Origin of the sequence: Dokdonia sp. Hel_I_63, from assembly GCF_007827285.1 — a bacterium.
In the GTDB taxonomy this organism is placed as follows: domain Bacteria; phylum Bacteroidota; class Bacteroidia; order Flavobacteriales; family Flavobacteriaceae; genus Dokdonia.
In genome coordinates this window covers 1,644,735-1,662,297 of the sequence record NZ_VISD01000001.1, presented here as the reverse complement: position 1 = coordinate 1,662,297, position 17,563 = coordinate 1,644,735, and the positions used below count along the sequence as shown (strand labels likewise).

The 17,563-nt window shown below is 37.4% G+C and carries 19 protein-coding genes; 8 read left to right on the top strand and 11 right to left on the bottom strand.

Annotated elements, in window-relative coordinates; genetic code table 11:
- Positions 1-150: 150 nt before the first annotated feature.
- From mltG to dapF, 3 genes are read right to left on the bottom strand one after another with little or no spacing between them, the layout of a single operon-like run.
- Positions 151-1,194: an endolytic transglycosylase MltG gene (gene mltG, locus JM84_RS07380; protein ID WP_013749678.1), complete on the bottom strand. Its 1,044-nt coding sequence runs from the start codon at positions 1,192-1,194 to the stop codon at positions 151-153.
- On the bottom strand, positions 1,195-1,737 hold the full coding sequence (locus tag JM84_RS07375) for a GNAT family N-acetyltransferase (protein ID WP_013749679.1): 543 nt from the start codon (positions 1,735-1,737) through the stop codon (positions 1,195-1,197).
- A complete protein-coding gene (gene dapF / locus JM84_RS07370; RefSeq protein WP_013749680.1) occupies positions 1,734-2,510 on the bottom strand; it encodes a diaminopimelate epimerase in 777 nt (258 codons plus the stop codon). The genes JM84_RS07375 and dapF overlap by 4 nt, the downstream gene beginning before the upstream one ends.
- 129 nt (positions 2,511-2,639) lie before the next feature.
- Between dapF and JM84_RS07365 the strand changes: the two genes are divergently transcribed.
- The 7 genes from JM84_RS07365 to prfB all read left to right on the top strand — a co-directional run bounded on the left by JM84_RS07365 (position 2,640) and on the right by prfB (position 10,198).
- On the top strand, positions 2,640-4,046 hold the full coding sequence (locus tag JM84_RS07365; protein ID WP_144783442.1) for a trypsin-like peptidase domain-containing protein: 1,407 nt from the start codon (positions 2,640-2,642) through the stop codon (positions 4,044-4,046).
- Positions 4,047-4,217: 171 nt separating this feature from the next.
- Complete coding sequence (locus JM84_RS07360; RefSeq protein WP_144783440.1) at positions 4,218-5,660, top strand: glyceraldehyde-3-phosphate dehydrogenase; 1,443 nt, start codon at positions 4,218-4,220, stop codon at positions 5,658-5,660.
- A gap of 166 nt (positions 5,661-5,826) precedes the next feature.
- Positions 5,827-7,059, top strand: coding sequence for a DUF748 domain-containing protein (locus JM84_RS07355; RefSeq protein ID WP_144783438.1), 1,233 nt, complete (start codon positions 5,827-5,829; stop codon positions 7,057-7,059).
- A gap of 125 nt (positions 7,060-7,184) precedes the next feature.
- Positions 7,185-7,772: a hypothetical protein gene (locus JM84_RS07350; protein WP_144783436.1), complete on the top strand. Its 588-nt coding sequence runs from the start codon at positions 7,185-7,187 to the stop codon at positions 7,770-7,772.
- 56 nt (positions 7,773-7,828) lie between these two features.
- The gene (locus tag JM84_RS07345) at positions 7,829-8,272 is read left to right on the top strand and encodes a GNAT family N-acetyltransferase (protein WP_144783434.1); all 444 of its coding nucleotides are present in this window, start codon (positions 7,829-7,831) and stop codon (positions 8,270-8,272) included.
- 40 nt (positions 8,273-8,312) lie between these two features.
- Positions 8,313-8,990 (top strand): tRNA (guanosine(37)-N1)-methyltransferase TrmD, encoded by a 678-nt coding sequence (gene trmD, locus JM84_RS07340; RefSeq protein WP_144783432.1) that lies wholly within the window; start codon positions 8,313-8,315, stop codon positions 8,988-8,990.
- A 100-nt stretch (positions 8,991-9,090) separates the two neighbouring features.
- Positions 9,091-10,198, top strand: a protein-coding gene (gene prfB, locus JM84_RS07335) for a peptide chain release factor 2 (protein ID WP_108878351.1) whose coding sequence is annotated in 2 segments (ribosomal slippage) — positions 9,091-9,153 and positions 9,155-10,198 — 1,107 coding nt in all. Because the reading frame shifts where the segments join, the coding sequence is not laid out codon by codon here.
- A gap of 69 nt (positions 10,199-10,267) precedes the next feature.
- Here prfB and JM84_RS07330 read toward each other — a convergent pair.
- The 8 genes from JM84_RS07330 to JM84_RS07300 all read right to left on the bottom strand — a co-directional run bounded on the left by JM84_RS07330 (position 10,268) and on the right by JM84_RS07300 (position 16,033).
- On the bottom strand, positions 10,268-11,476 hold the full coding sequence (locus JM84_RS07330) for an MFS transporter (RefSeq protein WP_013749688.1): 1,209 nt from the start codon (positions 11,474-11,476) through the stop codon (positions 10,268-10,270).
- Positions 11,477-11,520: 44 nt separating this feature from the next.
- Entirely contained in the window at positions 11,521-11,814 is a 294-nt protein-coding gene (locus tag JM84_RS15525) for a cyclase family protein (protein WP_222428940.1), read from the bottom strand.
- Between the two features lie 9 nt (positions 11,815-11,823).
- Positions 11,824-12,438: a cyclase family protein gene (locus JM84_RS15520; RefSeq protein WP_222428939.1), complete on the bottom strand. Its 615-nt coding sequence runs from the start codon at positions 12,436-12,438 to the stop codon at positions 11,824-11,826.
- Between the two features lie 133 nt (positions 12,439-12,571).
- A complete protein-coding gene (locus JM84_RS07320) occupies positions 12,572-13,669 on the bottom strand; it encodes an L-dopachrome tautomerase-related protein (protein ID WP_144783430.1) in 1,098 nt (365 codons plus the stop codon).
- Positions 13,670-13,701: 32 nt separating this feature from the next.
- Positions 13,702-14,184, bottom strand: a complete 483-nt coding sequence (locus JM84_RS07315; RefSeq protein ID WP_013749691.1) for a cupin domain-containing protein — start codon at positions 14,182-14,184, stop codon at positions 13,702-13,704.
- Positions 14,185-14,302: 118 nt separating this feature from the next.
- Positions 14,303-14,875: a Crp/Fnr family transcriptional regulator gene (locus JM84_RS07310; RefSeq protein WP_144783428.1), complete on the bottom strand. Its 573-nt coding sequence runs from the start codon at positions 14,873-14,875 to the stop codon at positions 14,303-14,305.
- Positions 14,876-14,936: 61 nt separating this feature from the next.
- Positions 14,937-15,575 carry a CPBP family intramembrane glutamic endopeptidase gene (locus tag JM84_RS07305; protein ID WP_144783426.1) on the bottom strand — a complete coding sequence of 213 codons (639 nt, stop codon included), beginning with the start codon at positions 15,573-15,575 and terminating at the stop codon, positions 14,937-14,939.
- Entirely contained in the window at positions 15,575-16,033 is a 459-nt protein-coding gene (locus tag JM84_RS07300) for an Lrp/AsnC family transcriptional regulator (protein ID WP_013749694.1), read from the bottom strand. The genes JM84_RS07305 and JM84_RS07300 overlap by 1 nt, the downstream gene beginning before the upstream one ends.
- 259 nt (positions 16,034-16,292) lie before the next feature.
- Between JM84_RS07300 and JM84_RS07295 the strand changes: the two genes are divergently transcribed.
- A complete protein-coding gene (locus JM84_RS07295) occupies positions 16,293-17,507 on the top strand; it encodes an aminotransferase class I/II-fold pyridoxal phosphate-dependent enzyme (protein WP_013749695.1) in 1,215 nt (404 codons plus the stop codon).
- Positions 17,508-17,563 lie beyond the last annotated feature (56 nt).

Here is a 17,563-nt window from a genome sequence, read left to right as displayed (position 1 = left end):
TTCTATTGTAATTAAAAGAACATATTCCTGTTATAGGAATTTTCTGTTAACCGCGTCTCTATGAGAATCACGGTAACAACTTCAATATAAGGAGCTTTAGTGTGTTAGAAATATGATTTAATACCTGTTAACATGAAAGTTAACAAGGACTTAACGATTGATACCCTTATTGTTGATCCAGCGTCTGTAAGCAGCGCTATTTGCATTGTGTTGTGACAATGTCTTAGCAAACTTGTGATATCCAAAGTTTTCTACATCTGCTACAAAGTAATAGTAGCTATGCTTTTCTGGATTGAGCACGGCCTGGATAGCCGTTACATCTGGCATGAATATAGGCCCTGGAGGAATACCCCTATTTCTATAAGTATTATACGGAGAGTCTACTTCTAGATCTTTATACAGCACACGTTTTATGACCATGTCCCAGTCATTCTTTTCTCTCTTTACGGCATAAATAACAGTAGGATCTGCATCTAGTTTTATGCCATCTCTAAGTCTGTTTAAATACACACCAGCTACTCTAGGTCTCTCATCAGTTTTGGCAGTTTCCTTTTGCACAATGGCTGCTATCGAGTATACTTCTTGCGGAGTTAGATTAAGCGCTGCTGCTTTGGCTAATCGCGTGGCATTCCAGAATTTTTTATACTCACTTAGCATTCTTGCTCTAAAATCTTCTGCACTCGTGTTCCAGAAAAACTCATAGCTATTAGGGATATACATAGTGAGTGCAGTGTCATTATTAAAGTCATGTTCTCTCAAGAAGTTTGTATCGAGCATCGCTGTTATAAGCGATGTACTATCTGCTTCTATTTGGGTTGCTACTCTACCCGCCATATCTTGTAAACGCTCTTGGTTATTAAAAGCCACTTTTACAGGTGTATTTTTAATACGGATGGTATTGATAATCTCATTATTACTCATCCCCTTTTTTATAATGTAATGACCAGGTCTCACATTATCATTATATCCTTTCTTTTCGGCTACAGTAATAAAAGAATCTTCGTCTTTTAAAAGTGGTGAGAGATCTGCAACCACATCATTAAAAGCAGATCCTGTTGCAATGTATAAGTGCGCGCGATCATTGTTAAAGGCAGTATTGTCAGAAAAAATAGAAGTGTATACTGTGTAAGCAAATACGCCTCCTATAACAATGCCTATGGCAACTATAAGTAGTAAAATCTTTTTAATGTACATCTAGAATATGTGTTGGTATAGTAATTCGTTTATATATGATTCTTTTCCTGTAGTGAGACTGCGTTTGCGTCTCCACTGTTTTTTAATACCTATTAACTCAAAACCTGCTTTTTCAAATAGTGAGATACTTGCCTTATTGTCCTCTTCTATATTAGCATATAGTTGATGTAAATTTAGATGTGTATTGCAGTAATTTTTGAGAAGGTTAATACTCTCTGTGGCGTAACCTTTTCTCTTATGTTCCTCACCAGCAATTACAATACCTATACCTGCTCTTAAATTATGTGGATCAAAGTCAAATACATCAATAAGACCTACAAAACTATGTGAAGTACTATCACATATCACTAAGCGCAATTGACGTACGTCAAAGATATCACGGTGGCTGTTTGCTAAGTATTCTTTGAGCACATATTTAGAAAACGGAACAAGTGTCTCTCCCACACTCCATAAACCTTCATCATTTTCTACACGATATACGTGATCAATATCTTCTGGTTCTAGTGCTCTTAAATAGCAATGGGTGCCTTGCAATGTCTTCATTGCCATTCTCCTTTAAAAACAAATGTTGCAGGACCTATTAAATAGATATTAGAATACCCATCATTAGTTTTCTCAAACTGTACAGACAGTTTCCCACCTTGTACATCTAGCGCTACTTTATTGCTAGTGGTTAAGCCATTTGTATGTGCTGCGATTGCAACAGCTGTCACTCCTGTCCCACAGCTCAACGTTTCATCCTCTACTCCACGCTCATAGGTGCGCACTGCAAAATGAGCATTATCCAATTGCTGTACAAAATTGATGTTACTACCCGCTTCTCCATATAAACTACCGTAGCGCAATGCTGCACCTTCGGCTTTTACGTTTACTTTTTCTACATCGTCTACCATTGCAATGTGATGTGGTGACCCTGTATCTAAAAAAGTATATGTAGGTTCTTTCTTAATTTTAGATACATCTTGCATTTTCAGCTGCACGATATCACCTTCTATGCTTGCCTCGTGTAAACCATCTATCGCTTCAAAGGTTGCGTTGTTTTCTATAATAGATAACGCTTTCGCGAAAGCTACCAAACAACGTCCACCATTACCACACATACTACTTTCATTACCATCTGCATTATAGTACACCATTCTAAAATCTGCCGAAGGATGGTTTTCTAACAGCATTAATCCATCTGCTCCTATGCCAAACTTTCTGTCACAGAGCTTTGAGATGAGTTTGGTATCATCTTTGGGAAAGTATTGAGTACGGTTATCTATGATTACAAAATCATTGCCAGTACCTTGATATTTTGAAAATGGGATTGTCATTTTTAATGCTTTATTGCGACAAAAATAGCAAATCTCGATTTCGTTTCTCGTGTTAAATGGCAGTTAAATAGAAACCGTAGATATACTAAATTTTTAATTTTAACGATTATTGATTAAATGCAACGGACTATGAAAAAAATCGCAGGAACAATTTTAATCGCCGTACTAGCAGGCGCAATCACGCTAGGATCATATAAGCTATTTATTGAGGAGCCTATACAAGTAGCCTCTTACCCTAATCAAATAGATAATACACCTACTTATAAACCGGTCAATTATGAAGCACTCACTGCTGCTGCAAGTGGTGTAGATTTTACAGAAGCTGCCGAAAGAACAGTGAATGGAGTGGTACACGTTAAAAACGTACAAGAATATAGACAGCCTCGTAATATGATGGAATATCTGAGAGGTGGCGGCCAGGCAAACAAAGGTATTGTAGGTGCAGGAAGTGGAGTTATCATCTCTGGCGACGGCTTTATAATTACAAACAATCACGTAATAGATGGCGCTACAGAAGTTGAAGTTACTTTAAACAACAACAAAACCTTCATGGCAGAAGTGGTAGGTAAAGACGCAAAGGCAGACATTGCAATATTAAAAATAGATGCTGGTGAGGAACTTCCTTATATCCCATTTGGCGATAGTGACGGCACAAAGGTAGGAGAATGGGTACTTGCCGTAGGTAATCCATTTAACTTAACCTCTACAGTAACCGCAGGGATTGTATCTGCAAAAGCTCGTGACATAGATGAGCGCGATGCAAACTACCAGTCCTTTATACAAACAGATGCAGCTATCAACCCTGGGAACAGCGGTGGAGCTTTGGTGAATATCTTTGGTGAGTTAATTGGTATTAATACTGCCATCACCTCACAAACTGGATCTTACGTAGGATACGCATTTGCCGTACCTTCAAATAATGCTCGTAAGATCATGGAAGACATCATGCAGTTTGGCTCTGTACAAAAAGGAATATTGGGAGTAAGTGGTGGTACACTTACAGCCGAAATTGCAAAAGCCGAAAACCTAAAAACTGCCGAAGGTTTTTATGTCGCAGGTGTAGAGTTTGAAAGTGGCGCAGAACAAGCAGGCTTAAAAACTGGAGATATCATTAAAAAGATAGACAATATTAACATTACAAAATTTTCTGATCTCACTGGATACATTAATTCAAAGAGACCTGATGATGTGGTTCAAGTTGAAATTTTAAGAGACGACACTAAAATGACATTACCTGTCACATTAATCAAATCAATTACTTTTGATATTGAAAGACTAGGTATACAAGTTAAAAATGCTTCACCAAAAGACCTTGCAAAATACAAAGCCAAAAATGGCGTAGTTATAAGCCAGACACTTACAGAAGCAATGAAACGTTATAGAATTGAAGGACTTGTAATCTCAGAGATAGATGACGTGATGGTAAATTCTATAGAGGATGTAAAGAACATCTTTAAAAATAAAAGTGTAAACGAACCTGTAAGTATCGTTTTTGTTGATCAAAAAGGAGAACGCAACCGCTTCATCTTCGATTAATAATTAGACACATAAAAATGAATAACCCTTCCGTACCAGAGGGGTTATTTTTTTACATCAAATTCGATAACGAAATCGTTTGCGTACCCACTTAAAATATATACTTTTGCCGAAAATTTAAGTGAATTTACATTTTTTTAAAACCAAAACAAACCTTTTAACTACATCGTAATGAGTCAATCAGAAACGTACGAAAAAGAACTATCCTTTCAAGCAGATCGCCGTAGAGCAACTGTAGAATTTATTAAAATTGCTAGTGATTTATGGTACGACAGCGCCATAGAACTTGTAGTATTTAGAAATCAAGTAATGGATCGCAACGTGAGCCAGATTCTAGATTTACACGAGTATGCAGGTGCCTTTGTAGGGAAGCCTATCTCAATTTTTGATAGTGTAGAAATCGCAGAAGCAATCAAGCAACTTAACCTTCCTCCTTCTAAGCTAGACATAGGTAAACTTACTTATGAGTATCACCTAGAGGATAATGCAAATGCAACTAGTTTTGTAGCGCAGCGCTTAAAGCCTGCCGAAAATGTAACTCCTATTGAGCCTAAAGATGTTGTTCTTTACGGTTTTGGACGTATAGGTCGTCTTGTTGCAAGAGAGTTAATGACTCGCACTGGCAAAGGAAGCCAGCTACGTCTAAGAGCAGTAGTGACTCGCGGTGTTGTAGATCAAACGGTTCTTGAAAAAAGAGCTAGTCTTCTTAAAAGTGATTCTGTACACGGTGACTTTACAGGAACTGTAACTATAGATGCAGAAAATAAAGCACTTATCATTAATGGTACCACCGTAAACTTCATAAGTGCAAATGCACCAGAAGATATCGATTATACGGCATACGGCATTAGCGATGCGTTAGTTATTGATAATACTGGAGCCTTCCGTGATAAAGAACAACTGAGTAGGCATCTAGTAAGCAAAGGAGCTGCTAAGGTACTTCTTACTGCTCCTGGAAAAGGGATTCCTAACATCGTACACGGTGTAAACCACATGGAGAATAACCCAGATGAAATCAATATTTTCTCTGCAGCTTCTTGTACTACTAATGCCATCACTCCTATTCTTAAAGCGATTGATGACACATTAGGTGTAGAAACAGGACACCTAGAAACGATACACGCATATACTAACGATCAGAACCTAGTTGATAACATGCACAGCAAGTACCGTAGAGGTCGTGCTGCTGCACTTAACATGGTAATCACAGAGACTGGTGCTGGAGCTGCAGTGAGTAAAGCGCTTCCTCATTTTGAAGGGAAACTTACTTCAAATGCGATACGCGTTCCTGTACCTAACGGTTCACTTGCGATACTTAATCTAGAACTGAATAAGAAAACAAGCATAAAGGGAATCAACACGCTTCTTAAAAAATATGCGCTTGAAGGAGCTCTTGTGGAGCAAATCAAGTATTCTATTGATAACGAACTCGTATCTAGCGACATCATAGGATCATCTGCTCCTAGCATTTATGACAGTAATGCTACGATAGTACGTAAGGATGGTAAAAACGTTATACTCTACGTTTGGTATGATAACGAGTATGGATATAGCCATCAAGTTATACGCCTTGCTAAGTTCATTGCAAAGGTGCGCAGATTTACATATTACTAGGATTATACTTGTAGTTGTTACGCTTTCGCGAAAGCGTGATGTAAACACAAGACAGATTGCTTCACAGTAATCTTATGCATACACATAAAGCCACCTCACCAGGTGGCTTTTTATATTTGTGAGATTGTTAACGCAAGTAATTTTAACATTTACAGACATTTGCGCTATGAATAATATTGAGCAAAAGACTAAGCGCAAAGCGGTAAAGAAAAAAAGATACTGGATTCCGGTTACTATTATTTTACTGCTCATAATTGCAAGATTACTTCTCCCTTATATAGTAAAGAAGTATGTAAATAAAACTCTTGCAAACATACCTGGTTATTATGGCCAAGTGGAAGACATTGACATAGCACTTTACAGAGGAGCTTATGTGATAAAAGGACTCTACTTGAACAAGGTTGACGCACAAACGCAGGTGCCATTTCTCAATTTTCCGCAAACAGATATTTCTGTAGAGTGGAAGTCTATTTTTGATGGTAAAATTGTTGCCGAGATAAAGATGTATAGTCCGCAGGTAACCTACATTTTTGAAGATCAAAATACTCCAACAGAAGGACAAGAGGCAGATGTAGATGATTGGACTGCTGTACTTACAGATCTTGTACCCTTAGAAATAAACCATTTTGAAGTACATGATGGAAAACTAGGATTTGCACAAATAACCACTGAGCCACAAATAGATTTATACATGGATCAAGTTGAACTCACTGCAGATAATCTGCGCAATGTAAAAGAAACAGAGCGCAATTTACCCTCACCTATAAAAGCTACGGGCGTGACTATTGGTCAGGGCTTATTTGACCTAGATGGTAAAATCAATCTTATCAAAGAGATTCCAGATATGGACATTGATTTTGCGCTAGAAAACGCAAATATCACTGCCATTAATGATCTTACAAGACACTACGGAGGGATTGACTTCAAAAATGGCACCGTAGAAGTCTTTGGAGAGATTGCAATAGCAGATGGATATCTTAAAGGTTATGTAAAACCACTTATAGAAGATAGTAAACTGATAAGCAAGGAAGACGGTATCTTAGGAGTGATATGGGAAGGTTTTGTAGGAGTTTTTAAGTTTATTCTCAAAAACCAAGGTACAAATACACTCGCGCTTAAGGTTCCGCTAGAGGGCGATCTTAATAATGTAGAAGCAGGAGTTTTTCCTACGATATTTAGCATTTTTGAAAATGGATGGATTAATGCTTTTAAAACGAATGTAGATGAAGAGATTAATTTTTCTGACGCAGAGGCAGAAGCAGATAGAATATCTGAGGAAGAACTAGATGCAATGAGTGGAAAAGAAAGAAGAGCTTATAAAAAAGAACAACGTATAAAAAGGAGAGAACAAAGACGCAAGGAACGACAATCAGAAAATGACGCGAAAGAATCAATATAATTGCTACAGAACGGAAGAAATAATGATATTTTTGAATATCGAGACGTCCAGCATTAAGACTTTACACGTATTTTTGTAAACCGTAGGATTTCACAATCCGCAATTATATTTAAACAACAACCTATATGAGATTTTTTACTAGAGCAATTGCTTTTATATTCCTCCTGTCATTTTCTGTGACACATGCTCAAGATGCTACTAAAACAATAGACGAACAATTTACCGAAGTCATCGAGGGTTCTAATAACTACCAGCAATTTAAGGTTATTGATAAAGTAAAAATGACACGCCTGCAAGAAAATGCAAAAGCGCGTATCGATGTACTGCAAACAGAAATTGAAAATCTTAAGTCTGAAATGAATAAGCAGCAATCAGCTGCCTCAAAAGTAAGCGCCGACTTAGAAAAAATACAACTAACACTTACAGAAACTGAAGAGGAAAAAGACTCTATAAACTTCTTTGGCATCCAGATGAGCAAAGGAAGTTACCAGACCATGATGTGGAGTATTATTGGACTTCTATTACTTGGACTTGTGTTTTTTATTTTCAAATTTAGAAGCAGCAACGTACTCACTAAAGAAGCACAACACAAACTTGATGAAACAGAAGTTGAGTTTGATGAGTACCGTCGCAAAGCACTAGAAAAAGAACAAAAATTAGGACGCCAGCTTCAAGACGAGCGTAATAAAGCACTTAAGTCTGCAAAAGGATAGTCTGCTTATTTTTAATAAAATCAAAAAATCTGTACTTTGTAGTACAGGTTTTTTTTATGCATATACGCAAAGCAACATTACAAGATTTAGATATCATAACGCCACTGTTTGACGGGTATAGACAATTCTATAGGCAAGCTTCAAACCTGGAAGGAGCAAGCGTATTTCTGAAAGAAAGGCTTACCTATAATGAGAGCATTATTTTCATAGCCTTTTATGACAGAGAAGAAACGGAAGCCGTAGGATTTACCCAGCTTTATCCGCTTTTCTCATCAGTGAGCATGGAGCGCATGCTGCTGCTTAATGATTTATATATAACCCCAACTCACCGTGGAAAAGGTATAGGTACATTACTCATAAACAGTGCAAAAGAACTATGCATATCGTTAAAGTATAAAGGCATCGTTTTACAAACAGAGACTACAAACCCTGCTCAACAACTTTATGAGCGCCTAGGATTTAATAAAGACCCCGATTTACATTACTTTTGGGCTCGCTAGTATAATACCCCAATTACAATAGCTCAACCTTATTAAGATTATGAGAATAGATATCATTACCGTTGTACCAGATTTACTTAAAAGCCCTTTTGAAGCTTCTATCATGCAGCGCTCTATCGCAAAAGGATTAGTAGATGTGCAGTTTCATAATCTACGTGATTACACAGATACAAATCATAAGCAAGTAGACGACTACCAGTTTGGTGGTGGCGCAGGAATGGTGATGCAAATTGAGCCTATAGATAAATGTATTTCTAAGCTCAAATCTGAGCGTGATTATGATGAGGTAATCTACATGACTCCAGATGGTGAAACGCTAGACCAAGGGATGGCAAATACCATCTCTCTCAAAGGAAATATCATCATTTTGTGCGGTCATTATAAAGGAGTAGATCAGCGTGTGAGAGATCATTTTATTACCAAGGAAATATCCATAGGAGACTACGTTTTGAGTGGTGGAGAGCTAGGTGCTCTGATACTTTGCGACGCTGTCATACGTTTAATTCCTGGGGTGCTAGGTAATGAGACTTCGGCGCTTACAGATAGTTTTCAAGATGGACTACTTGCTCCACCTATTTACACGCGCCCAGCAGAATATAATGGCTGGAAAGTTCCTGAGATTTTAACGAGTGGTAACACTCCTAAAATTGAAGAATGGCGAGAAGAACAAGCATACCAAAGAACAAAAGAAAGAAGACCAGATTTACTAGATGAGTAATGAGTACGCTTTCGCGAAAGCGTAACCTCAACAATTGACATCACTTGGTTTTTTACTACATACATTATCAATTTAAATACACCCCCTTTCTGGGAAACATATGATTACAACAGATCACATAAAATCACTCCAAGAGCGCGTAGACGGCTTAAGGAGATATCTTTGACGTAGATCGTAAACGCATCGAGATACAAAACGAAGAAGAAAAAACCTTTGACCCAAATTTTTGGAATGACCCTAAGGAAGCCGAGGCTTTTATGAAAGCGTTGCGTTCTAAAAAGAAATGGGTAACAGATTATGAGGATGCTCAAACTTTTATAGAGGACCTTGAAGTCTTGTACGAATTTGCAAAAGAAGGAGAAGCTCCCGAAGAAAATGTGCAAGATCGTTACGACAAGGCAGCTGCTTTTATAGAGGATATCGAGTTTAGAAACATGCTTTCTGAGGAAGGTGATGAGCTTAGCTGTGTCTTACAAATAACCGCTGGTGCTGGTGGCACAGAGAGTTGCGACTGGGCAGCAATGCTTATGCGCATGTACTTAATGTATGCAGAAAAGCAAGGCTGGAAGGTGAAAGAACTTAACTTTCAAGAGGGTGATGTTGCGGGTATAAAAACGGTATCGCTAGAGATAGAAGGAGACTTTGCTTTTGGATGGCTTAAAGGTGAAAACGGTGTGCACAGACTGGTGCGCATCTCCCCTTTTGACAGTAATGCAAAACGTCATACTTCATTTGCCTCTGTATACGTATACCCACTTGTAGATGATAGTATCGAGATAGAAATTAACCCAGCAGACTATGATATTGTAACCGCTAGATCTTCTGGTGCTGGAGGGCAAAATGTAAACAAAGTTGAGACTAAGGTCCAACTTACCCACCACCCTACTGGTATACAAATCTCTTGTTCAGACTCGCGCTCACAACACGACAACCGTGCAAAAGCATTACAAATGTTACGCTCGCAGTTATATGAACTTGAACTACGTAAGCAAATGGAAGCCCGTAATGCTATTGAAGCAGATAAGAAAGCAATAGAATGGGGATCACAAATACGCAATTACGTATTACATCCTTACAAGCTCATAAAAGATGTACGTAGCGGCGTAGAGACGGGTAATACAGATGCTGTACTAGATGGTAACATAGACCTCTTCTTAAAAGGTTACCTAATGATGATGGGACAAGAAGAAGCGAGTGATGAGCTTTAAAAGGATCAATTTTAAATAAAAAAAAGCCAATCGAAAGATTGGCTTTTTAAATTTATAGACTTATGACTTCTATATTCTTTCTTTTTTAAATAAAACTAAGGTTAATAAGAACCCTACAATTACAAGAATACCTCCTACCCAAGGCGTTGCGGCAACACCTAGATCAGATTCCACTACCATTCCGCCTACATAAGCCCCTATGGCAATCCCAACATTAAATGCTGCGATGTTTAATGCAGAAGCTACATCTTCGGTTCCTGGTAGGTATTTTTCGGACATTTTTACGACATACAACTGTAATGCAGGTACATTTGAAAAGGCAAGTATTCCCATAAAAAATAAGGTTGCTATGGAATAAGTCTGACTAGAAGCCGTGAAGTACAATACGAACAACACAATGGCTTGTAATGCAAACATTACCAATAAGGCTTTTCCTGGTTTATTGTTTGAAACTTTACCGCCTACAATATTTCCTATAGCAATTGCAATTCCATAGATCAAAAGAAATACACTAGTCATATCTGAAGAGAAGCCGGTCACTTTTTCTAACAATGGTGTTAGGTAAGTAAACGTGACAAATGTGCCTCCATAACCAAATGCAGTAATGGCAAGCACCAATAAAATAGACGGATTTTTAATCACTTTCAATTGGTCTACTAGTCTTAATGGAGCCGATTGTTTGATGTTTTTAGGAACCAAAACTAAACTTGCTATTGCTCCTATTAATCCTAATAATGCGACACCAATAAATGTTGCTCTCCATCCAAAATTCTGACCGATATAAGTTCCCAAAGGCACACCAGTCACAATAGCCACAGTAAGACCAGCAAACATTATTGAAATGGCAGTTGCTCTTTTGTCTTTTGGCACTAAACTAGCGGCAATGGTAGACCCAATTGAAAAGAATACACCGTGTGCAAAACCTGTCACGACTCTTGATAAGAGTAACAATTCAAAACTAGCTGAAATTGCTGCTAAACCATTACCAATGATGAAAAGCAACATAATTCCCATCAATAATTGTTTCCTTGGAATTTTACCAGTTAAAGCAGTTAATATAGGTGCGCCAATGGCTACCCCAATAGCATAAAGGCTTACTAATAATCCTGCTGATGTTAATGATGTACCTAGGTCGTTTGCAACTGTAGACAGCAGCCCTACAATTACAAATTCTGTCGTACCTATCGCAAAGGCACTTATGGTCAATGCCCATAGAGCAGCTGGTAGACTCTTCTTTTTAGTCACCGTTGTTTCTTTATTTATAGTTGTTGTTTTCATAATTTCTAATTTTTCTTTCTATCCTTATTTTATGGCTACAGGATTTATTTGTACTTGTGTAGAGCCTTCATATAATGGATGACCCAATACAAAAAGGAATTCCCAAACTTGTCCTCAACCAACTCATCTACAAGAATATTTTCCAATACTTGTACGCCGTATTCGGTTGCCATCATTTGATTTACTGGGAAAGACAATGCACTATTTTCGTGTGGCACAGCCTCAAAAGACCAGTTGTCTGCACCGGCTGCAACAATTCCTTTCTTACCCAAGTAATGTGCAGCTTCCGTACCAATTCCAGGTCCGCCAGCTAGATAACGTTTATCATCTTTACCCATTAATTTGGTCTATCCTGTGTAAAAAAGCACTACATCACCTTTACGGATTTCAACACCTTGTTTCTTGGCTACTTTTTCAATGTCTTCCACTGTAAAAACAGTACCCTCTTTTACAATATCTTGATTGTAGTATGAACGCATATCCAAGACAACTCCTCTGGTAACAATTGGAGGTAATTTTTCTAGTCCTAATTTTTTTACACCAGAAACGGTTAAAAAATCTTCAACTTTATGTCCGTTATAATGAACATTATCTCTACCGTAATGTGCCAATCCATTTATTTGAGAACCAACACCTGTCCAACCAATTAACTGGTCATCAACGTAAGTAAATTTGTTAGAACCTGCAGCAGCAGTTTCTGGTTGTAAAGTTTTTATATGAAAATATCTGTGGCGGAAAGCTGCAGTCTCGGCGTTTACCACCATTCCTAAGCGGTATACTTTTCCTTTTTCAACCAATTTTACAGCATCTAAAACCGTTTCTTCATTTAAAAGGTTAAGTGCACCAATTTCATCGTCTGCTCCATAAGGTGACGTTGGTACTTGTTGTGCGTTTGTACTTAAAGCAGCAAACAGTGTGACTGCTACGGCTATTGTTTTTAAAGTATTTACTATTGTTTTCATTTTTATATGTTTTTAAATTTCTTATACAAATTTCTGATTAATGCAATGGGTGTGCGAGGATGTACATCACCATTTTAAAGTGATGTATGTCACAGTTAACACTGCTCATACATCACTATACTTTTCATTTTATTTAATCTTGAAGCTTCATTTTTAGCACCAAGTAAGGTGGTTTACTAGCATCTTTACCTTCGTTTAACAAGGGCAGATTATGAAGCTGATTTGCTACGATATATAAGTGGTTTCCGTGTATGGCAACACCATCTGGCCAAGAGAGATCTTTTTTGGATTGCGCAATGGTTTTCGTTCCAGCAGGCGTACTTTCTACAATGGCTGAATTTTCAACATCGGTTACATATACTTTACCGTTTGCCCCCACTTTAAATCCGTCAGATTTTGGTTTATTGGCATAGAACTCGATGTATTTATTAAGATCGCCATCTTTCTTACTTTCATCTGCTAATACGGCAGACGGAATGCGGTAAATCTTAGTATTTCCCATTGCACCATAGTAGATATACTTGTTTTCATCATCTATAGAAATTGGATTTAAAGGATATCTTGGCTGGATTGTAGTACCGTCTTTTCTTTTATGAGAGACTAGTCTACCGTGAATTTTTACTGGCTCATCAGCAGGCAAAAATGAAGCATTCCCTTCCAAAACGCGTCTTATATAACCCGTTTCTAGATTTATCACGACAAAAGCTGGTGCAATTGGCGGATTTAAAGCATCGGTCATATCTGCAATTACAGCAGTGTTATTTTTTACATCAATCACAAAATCTTGTAAAAAAGGTTTTGATGACAATACCGTATTCGGAATTGGAAACACCTTTGTGACGTTACCAGTAACTAAATCAAAACCAACTAATTTTGGAGCCTGATTTTGTTTAACATTGCCCATATCTAACACCCAAAGGATTCCATTTGCATCGGCTTGAATTCCGATGGTTGAATTGATACCTTTTATGCTTCCGTTTTCTGGTTTTACAATCCATTCTTTATCTCCGAACGGAATAGCTTCTCCACTTGGCAAAATTTCCTCTACCATATATTTTGAAGCGCTTAAGGCGCTCATCGTTACAAATATTCTTCCGTCGTTAGACACCGTTATATTCCCTGGTCTAGATTCTGGAAATGTTGCTATAGTTTCTAATTGTGCTTGTGCAAATAGTGTAAAGTTCATTACAAATGCAAACAAGACTGTTTTTATAATTGTTACTGTTTTCATCGTTATTGTTTTAAAAATTGAATATGACTTACTTAGTTGCCTAAAAACTTTTTTTGCGTTGATGGGTCTACCCAAATAACATCGCTTGGATCCCTGGCTATTGCGTCAAAAACGAGTACGTCTAATGGACCTTCTAAAATTTTTCCGTTACCATGTGCTGTGCCTTTTCCCCAAAAAAGTAAGTCGCCTTTTCCTGCAACAACAGGACCTTGATCTGCAACATAAAATTCTGCTTTGCCGTTTAAAATGTAGAGGTAGGCATCAGATTTTGCGTGGTAGTGCATAGGCACTTCGTCATATAATCGAAAGATTCTAACACCTGCGTGCTCGCGGTCTATTAATCTGATGTCTTTGATGATACCGTTGTGTTCTTTTGGTAGTAAATCAACATATTCATCTATGTTAATTACACCATAAGAATTGCCAGAAGAAAGTCCTTTACCATCTTGTGCAAATGATGTAAATCCAAATGAAATTATTGCTAATACTAAGAGTAGTGTCCTTGATGTTTTCATAATAATTTGTTTTTAATTGTTGGATACAAAATTCTATGAAAACAAAGGGGTGTGCGAGGACATACCTCACAGTTTTAATGTGAGGTAGATCAATATAAAAATGTGATTTAGATCACTTTTAGCTATTAAAACGACTTAAAGTCTCTCTAGAAACGCCTAAATAGGAAGCTATTAATTTTTTAGGCACGCGCTGTATTAAAGCAGGTAGTTTAGTAACTAGGTATTGATACCTATCTTCTGCAGTCATTGTAAGTAATGACAACACTCTTTTTTGCAGGTTTATATAACCGTGGTTTGATTTAACTCTAAAGAAATTAGCAACAGCTGGCACTGCAAGACAAATCTTCTCTCTATCTTCCAATGACAAGCAGAAAAATTCAGAATTTTCTAGACAATCTACAAATATAGTTCCTGGTTCTTGATGCTGAAAAGCACAGTGATCACTCACCCAGTATTTCTCCATTGCAAACTGGAGAATGTGCTCTTTACCTTTATCATCTATGTGATAGGCTTTCACAAGGCCATTGATAATCCAGTATTCAAAATTGACAGCCTGCCCTGCTTGAATTAAAAATTGATGCTTTTTTAATGTTTTAAAATGAAAGTGTGGCTCAATAAAATTCCACTCTTCATCTGTCAACGAGTATAACTCTTCAAAATGTTGCCTTAGTGAATGAAACTTGTTTTCCATAGTTCAAAATTACACTATTTACTAGAATCTTAATTAAAGATAAATGCTCATTTGCTATAGATTAACACGCCTCCATCCCAGGAAAGGCAAGTATTTGCCCCATCCCAACTGTAAAAAGCCAGTTACCATACAGTGCATGTTCTATAAACACCAGCGTGGTAGATCTTGTTTTCTTAAAGGTATAAGCAAATAATAGTCCTCCTAAAAATGTAAGCACAATCACTAAGGTGTTACGCAAGAATAAATGCGCCATTGCGAACATAATCGCATTTACTACAATAAGCAATCGCTTGTCTTTAAAGAAACTGCCATAACGATTAAAGAAAAAGGTTCTATAAATCAATTCTTGTGGCCATACTGACAGAAAAGTATAAAACAATAATATCATCACCCACAATCCTGGATTGCTTAATGGCACGCAGAATAAACTTGAAGGCTGCACCACATAAACATATATGGTTGTAATAATTGCTATAGCAATAAGTTTCACGGTAGTCTTCTTTATAAAAGAGTGCCAATTTATAGAGCGCTCCAGTTTGAAACTTACAGAACCACTCTTAAAAAGCATTACAAGTAAATAGGTGAAACCTATGAGTACACTAGCTACTTTTATTTTGAAATCATAAGGCAGCAAGAGGCTTAATGGTAATAACACAAAGAGTACAAAAAACTCCGAAAGCACGTAGTATTTACCGTTCATTATACGGAGATTGTTGTGGTATTCTTCACCTCACTTATCGTAAAGGAACTCTGCGTGCTGCCTATATACTTAAGCGTAGTAAGCTTGGTTACCATAAAATTACGAAAGTGCTCCATATCTCTCACAAGCACCTTGAGTAGATAATCATAATCGCCACTTACGTGAAAACACTCTAGCACCTCATCTAATGCTCTTACTTCTTTCTCAAAAGAATCTATAGCATCTTTCGCATGTTTTTCTAGTTTCACATGACAAAACACTTGAAAACCAAGTCCTACTATCTCCTTATTAATGAGTGTGATATATTGTGAAATAACACCAGAGCGCTCCATCTTTTTTACACGCTCATAAATAGCAGTTACAGAAAGGTTCAACTTTGCAGAGAGTTCTTTATTTGTGATTTTGGCATCATGTTGAAGGTAACCTAGTATCTTTTTGTCTATCTCGTCTAGTTTCATGGTAGAAAAATTATCAGTGAGGATTATTATTTTACGCTTTCGCGAAAGCTAAATTCTATTTTTTATCAAAAATACAGTTTTAAAATCTATAATTAATGGATAGCGTTGACTATAAATCTACAATCACATACATTTACTAAACACAATCACAAGATCCCCAGCTTAATAACTAAAAGACAATTACTTTGATCCTGTAACACTAACAACAAATGTAATAGAACACCTCAACAGGTCTCTATTACAAAAACCGATATCAACCATGAAATTTAAACCAGCGAACGAGATTCAAGATTTACAATATTTTGGAGAATTTGGAGGAGTAAACCCTTCTATTTCAGACAGCTCTACTTACACATTCCTTTCGGCAAAAACAATGTTTGACACCTTTGAAGGAAATGCAGATGGATGTTATTTATACTCTAGACACAGCACTCCATCAAACTTATATCTAGGTGCAGCTCTTGCCGCAATGGAAGGAACAGAAACGGCAAACGTTGCCGCCAGTGGAATGGGTGCTATCACACCTGTGCTGTTACAATTATGCCAAGCAGGCGATCACGTAGTTTCTAGTCGTACTATTTACGGAGGAACGTATGCATTTTTAAAGAATTTTGCACCAAGACTTAATATTACAACGAGCTTTGTGGATATCACAAACCTTGAGGTTGTTGAGGCGGCAATTACAAAAGATACAAAAGTATTATACTGTGAGTCTGTGAGCAATCCGCTTTTAGAAATTGCAGATATCGCTGCTTTATCAGTAATTGCAAAAAAACACAATCTTACATTAGTGGTAGATAATACGTTCTCTCCACTTTCTATTTCTCCTGTACAACACGGAGCAGATGTGGTGATACACAGTCTTACTAAATTTATAAATGGATCCTCAGACACTGTAGGAGGTGTGGTTTGCGGTACTCAAGAATTTATCGATGCACTACGCAATGTAAATGATGGAGCAAGTATGCTACTAGGTCCTACAATGGATAGCTTGAGAGCTGCTTCTGTTCTTAAAAACTTACGTACACTTCATATACGTATGATGCAACACAGTCACAATGCTATGTATCTGGCAGAGCGTTTTGAAAAGTTAGGGTTAAGAACTGTATATCCGGGGCTTACATCACACCCAAGTCATGAGGTTTTTAATAGACACATGAACGAAAAATATGGTTACGGAGGAATGCTCACAGTAGATGTGGGCTCTCTAGACAAAGCAAATGCATTAATGGAATTAATGCAGGAAAAGAATCTTGGATACCTAGCGGTGAGCTTAGGTTTTTATAAAACACTTTTTAGCGCACCAGGAACCTCAACTTCGTCAGAAATCCCAGAAGATGAGCAAGCAGCTATGGGACTTACAGATGGCCTTATACGATTCTCAATAGGTCTTGATGCAGATATAGAGCGCACTTTTGAGATGATGAAGTCTTGCATGGAAGAAGTAGGAGTTTTGCAAACTGTCGTGGCTTAATTTTTTTCAATTTTATTGATATGCGAGGATAAAGCATAACTGCTTTGTCCTCGCTT

Coding starts and splice junctions, on each gene's coding strand:
- JM84_RS07365 (WP_144783442.1), top strand. CDS start 2,640: ATGAAAAAAATCGCAGGAACAATTTTAATCGCCGTACTAGCAGGCGCA.
- JM84_RS07355 (WP_144783438.1), top strand. CDS start 5,827: ATGAATAATATTGAGCAAAAGACTAAGCGCAAAGCGGTAAAGAAAAAA.
- trmD (WP_144783432.1), top strand. CDS start 8,313: ATGAGAATAGATATCATTACCGTTGTACCAGATTTACTTAAAAGCCCT.
- JM84_RS15520 (WP_222428939.1), bottom strand. CDS start 12,438: ATGAAAACAATAGTAAATACTTTAAAAACAATAGCCGTAGCAGTCACA.
- JM84_RS07350 (WP_144783436.1), top strand. CDS start 7,185: ATGAGATTTTTTACTAGAGCAATTGCTTTTATATTCCTCCTGTCATTT.
- JM84_RS15525 (WP_222428940.1), bottom strand. CDS start 11,814: ATGGGTAAAGATGATAAACGTTATCTAGCTGGCGGACCTGGAATTGGT.
- mltG (WP_013749678.1), bottom strand. CDS start 1,194: ATGTACATTAAAAAGATTTTACTACTTATAGTTGCCATAGGCATTGTT.
- JM84_RS07345 (WP_144783434.1), top strand. CDS start 7,829: ATGCATATACGCAAAGCAACATTACAAGATTTAGATATCATAACGCCA.
- JM84_RS07320 (WP_144783430.1), bottom strand. CDS start 13,669: ATGAAAACAGTAACAATTATAAAAACAGTCTTGTTTGCATTTGTAATG.
- dapF (WP_013749680.1), bottom strand. CDS start 2,510: ATGACAATCCCATTTTCAAAATATCAAGGTACTGGCAATGATTTTGTA.
- JM84_RS07295 (WP_013749695.1), top strand. CDS start 16,293: ATGAAATTTAAACCAGCGAACGAGATTCAAGATTTACAATATTTTGGA.
- JM84_RS07330 (WP_013749688.1), bottom strand. CDS start 11,476: ATGAAAACAACAACTATAAATAAAGAAACAACGGTGACTAAAAAGAAG.
- JM84_RS07315 (WP_013749691.1), bottom strand. CDS start 14,184: ATGAAAACATCAAGGACACTACTCTTAGTATTAGCAATAATTTCATTT.
- JM84_RS07360 (WP_144783440.1), top strand. CDS start 4,218: ATGAGTCAATCAGAAACGTACGAAAAAGAACTATCCTTTCAAGCAGAT.
- JM84_RS07375 (WP_013749679.1), bottom strand. CDS start 1,737: ATGAAGACATTGCAAGGCACCCATTGCTATTTAAGAGCACTAGAACCA.
- JM84_RS07310 (WP_144783428.1), bottom strand. CDS start 14,875: ATGGAAAACAAGTTTCATTCACTAAGGCAACATTTTGAAGAGTTATAC.
- JM84_RS07300 (WP_013749694.1), bottom strand. CDS start 16,033: ATGAAACTAGACGAGATAGACAAAAAGATACTAGGTTACCTTCAACAT.
- JM84_RS07305 (WP_144783426.1), bottom strand. CDS start 15,575: ATGAACGGTAAATACTACGTGCTTTCGGAGTTTTTTGTACTCTTTGTG.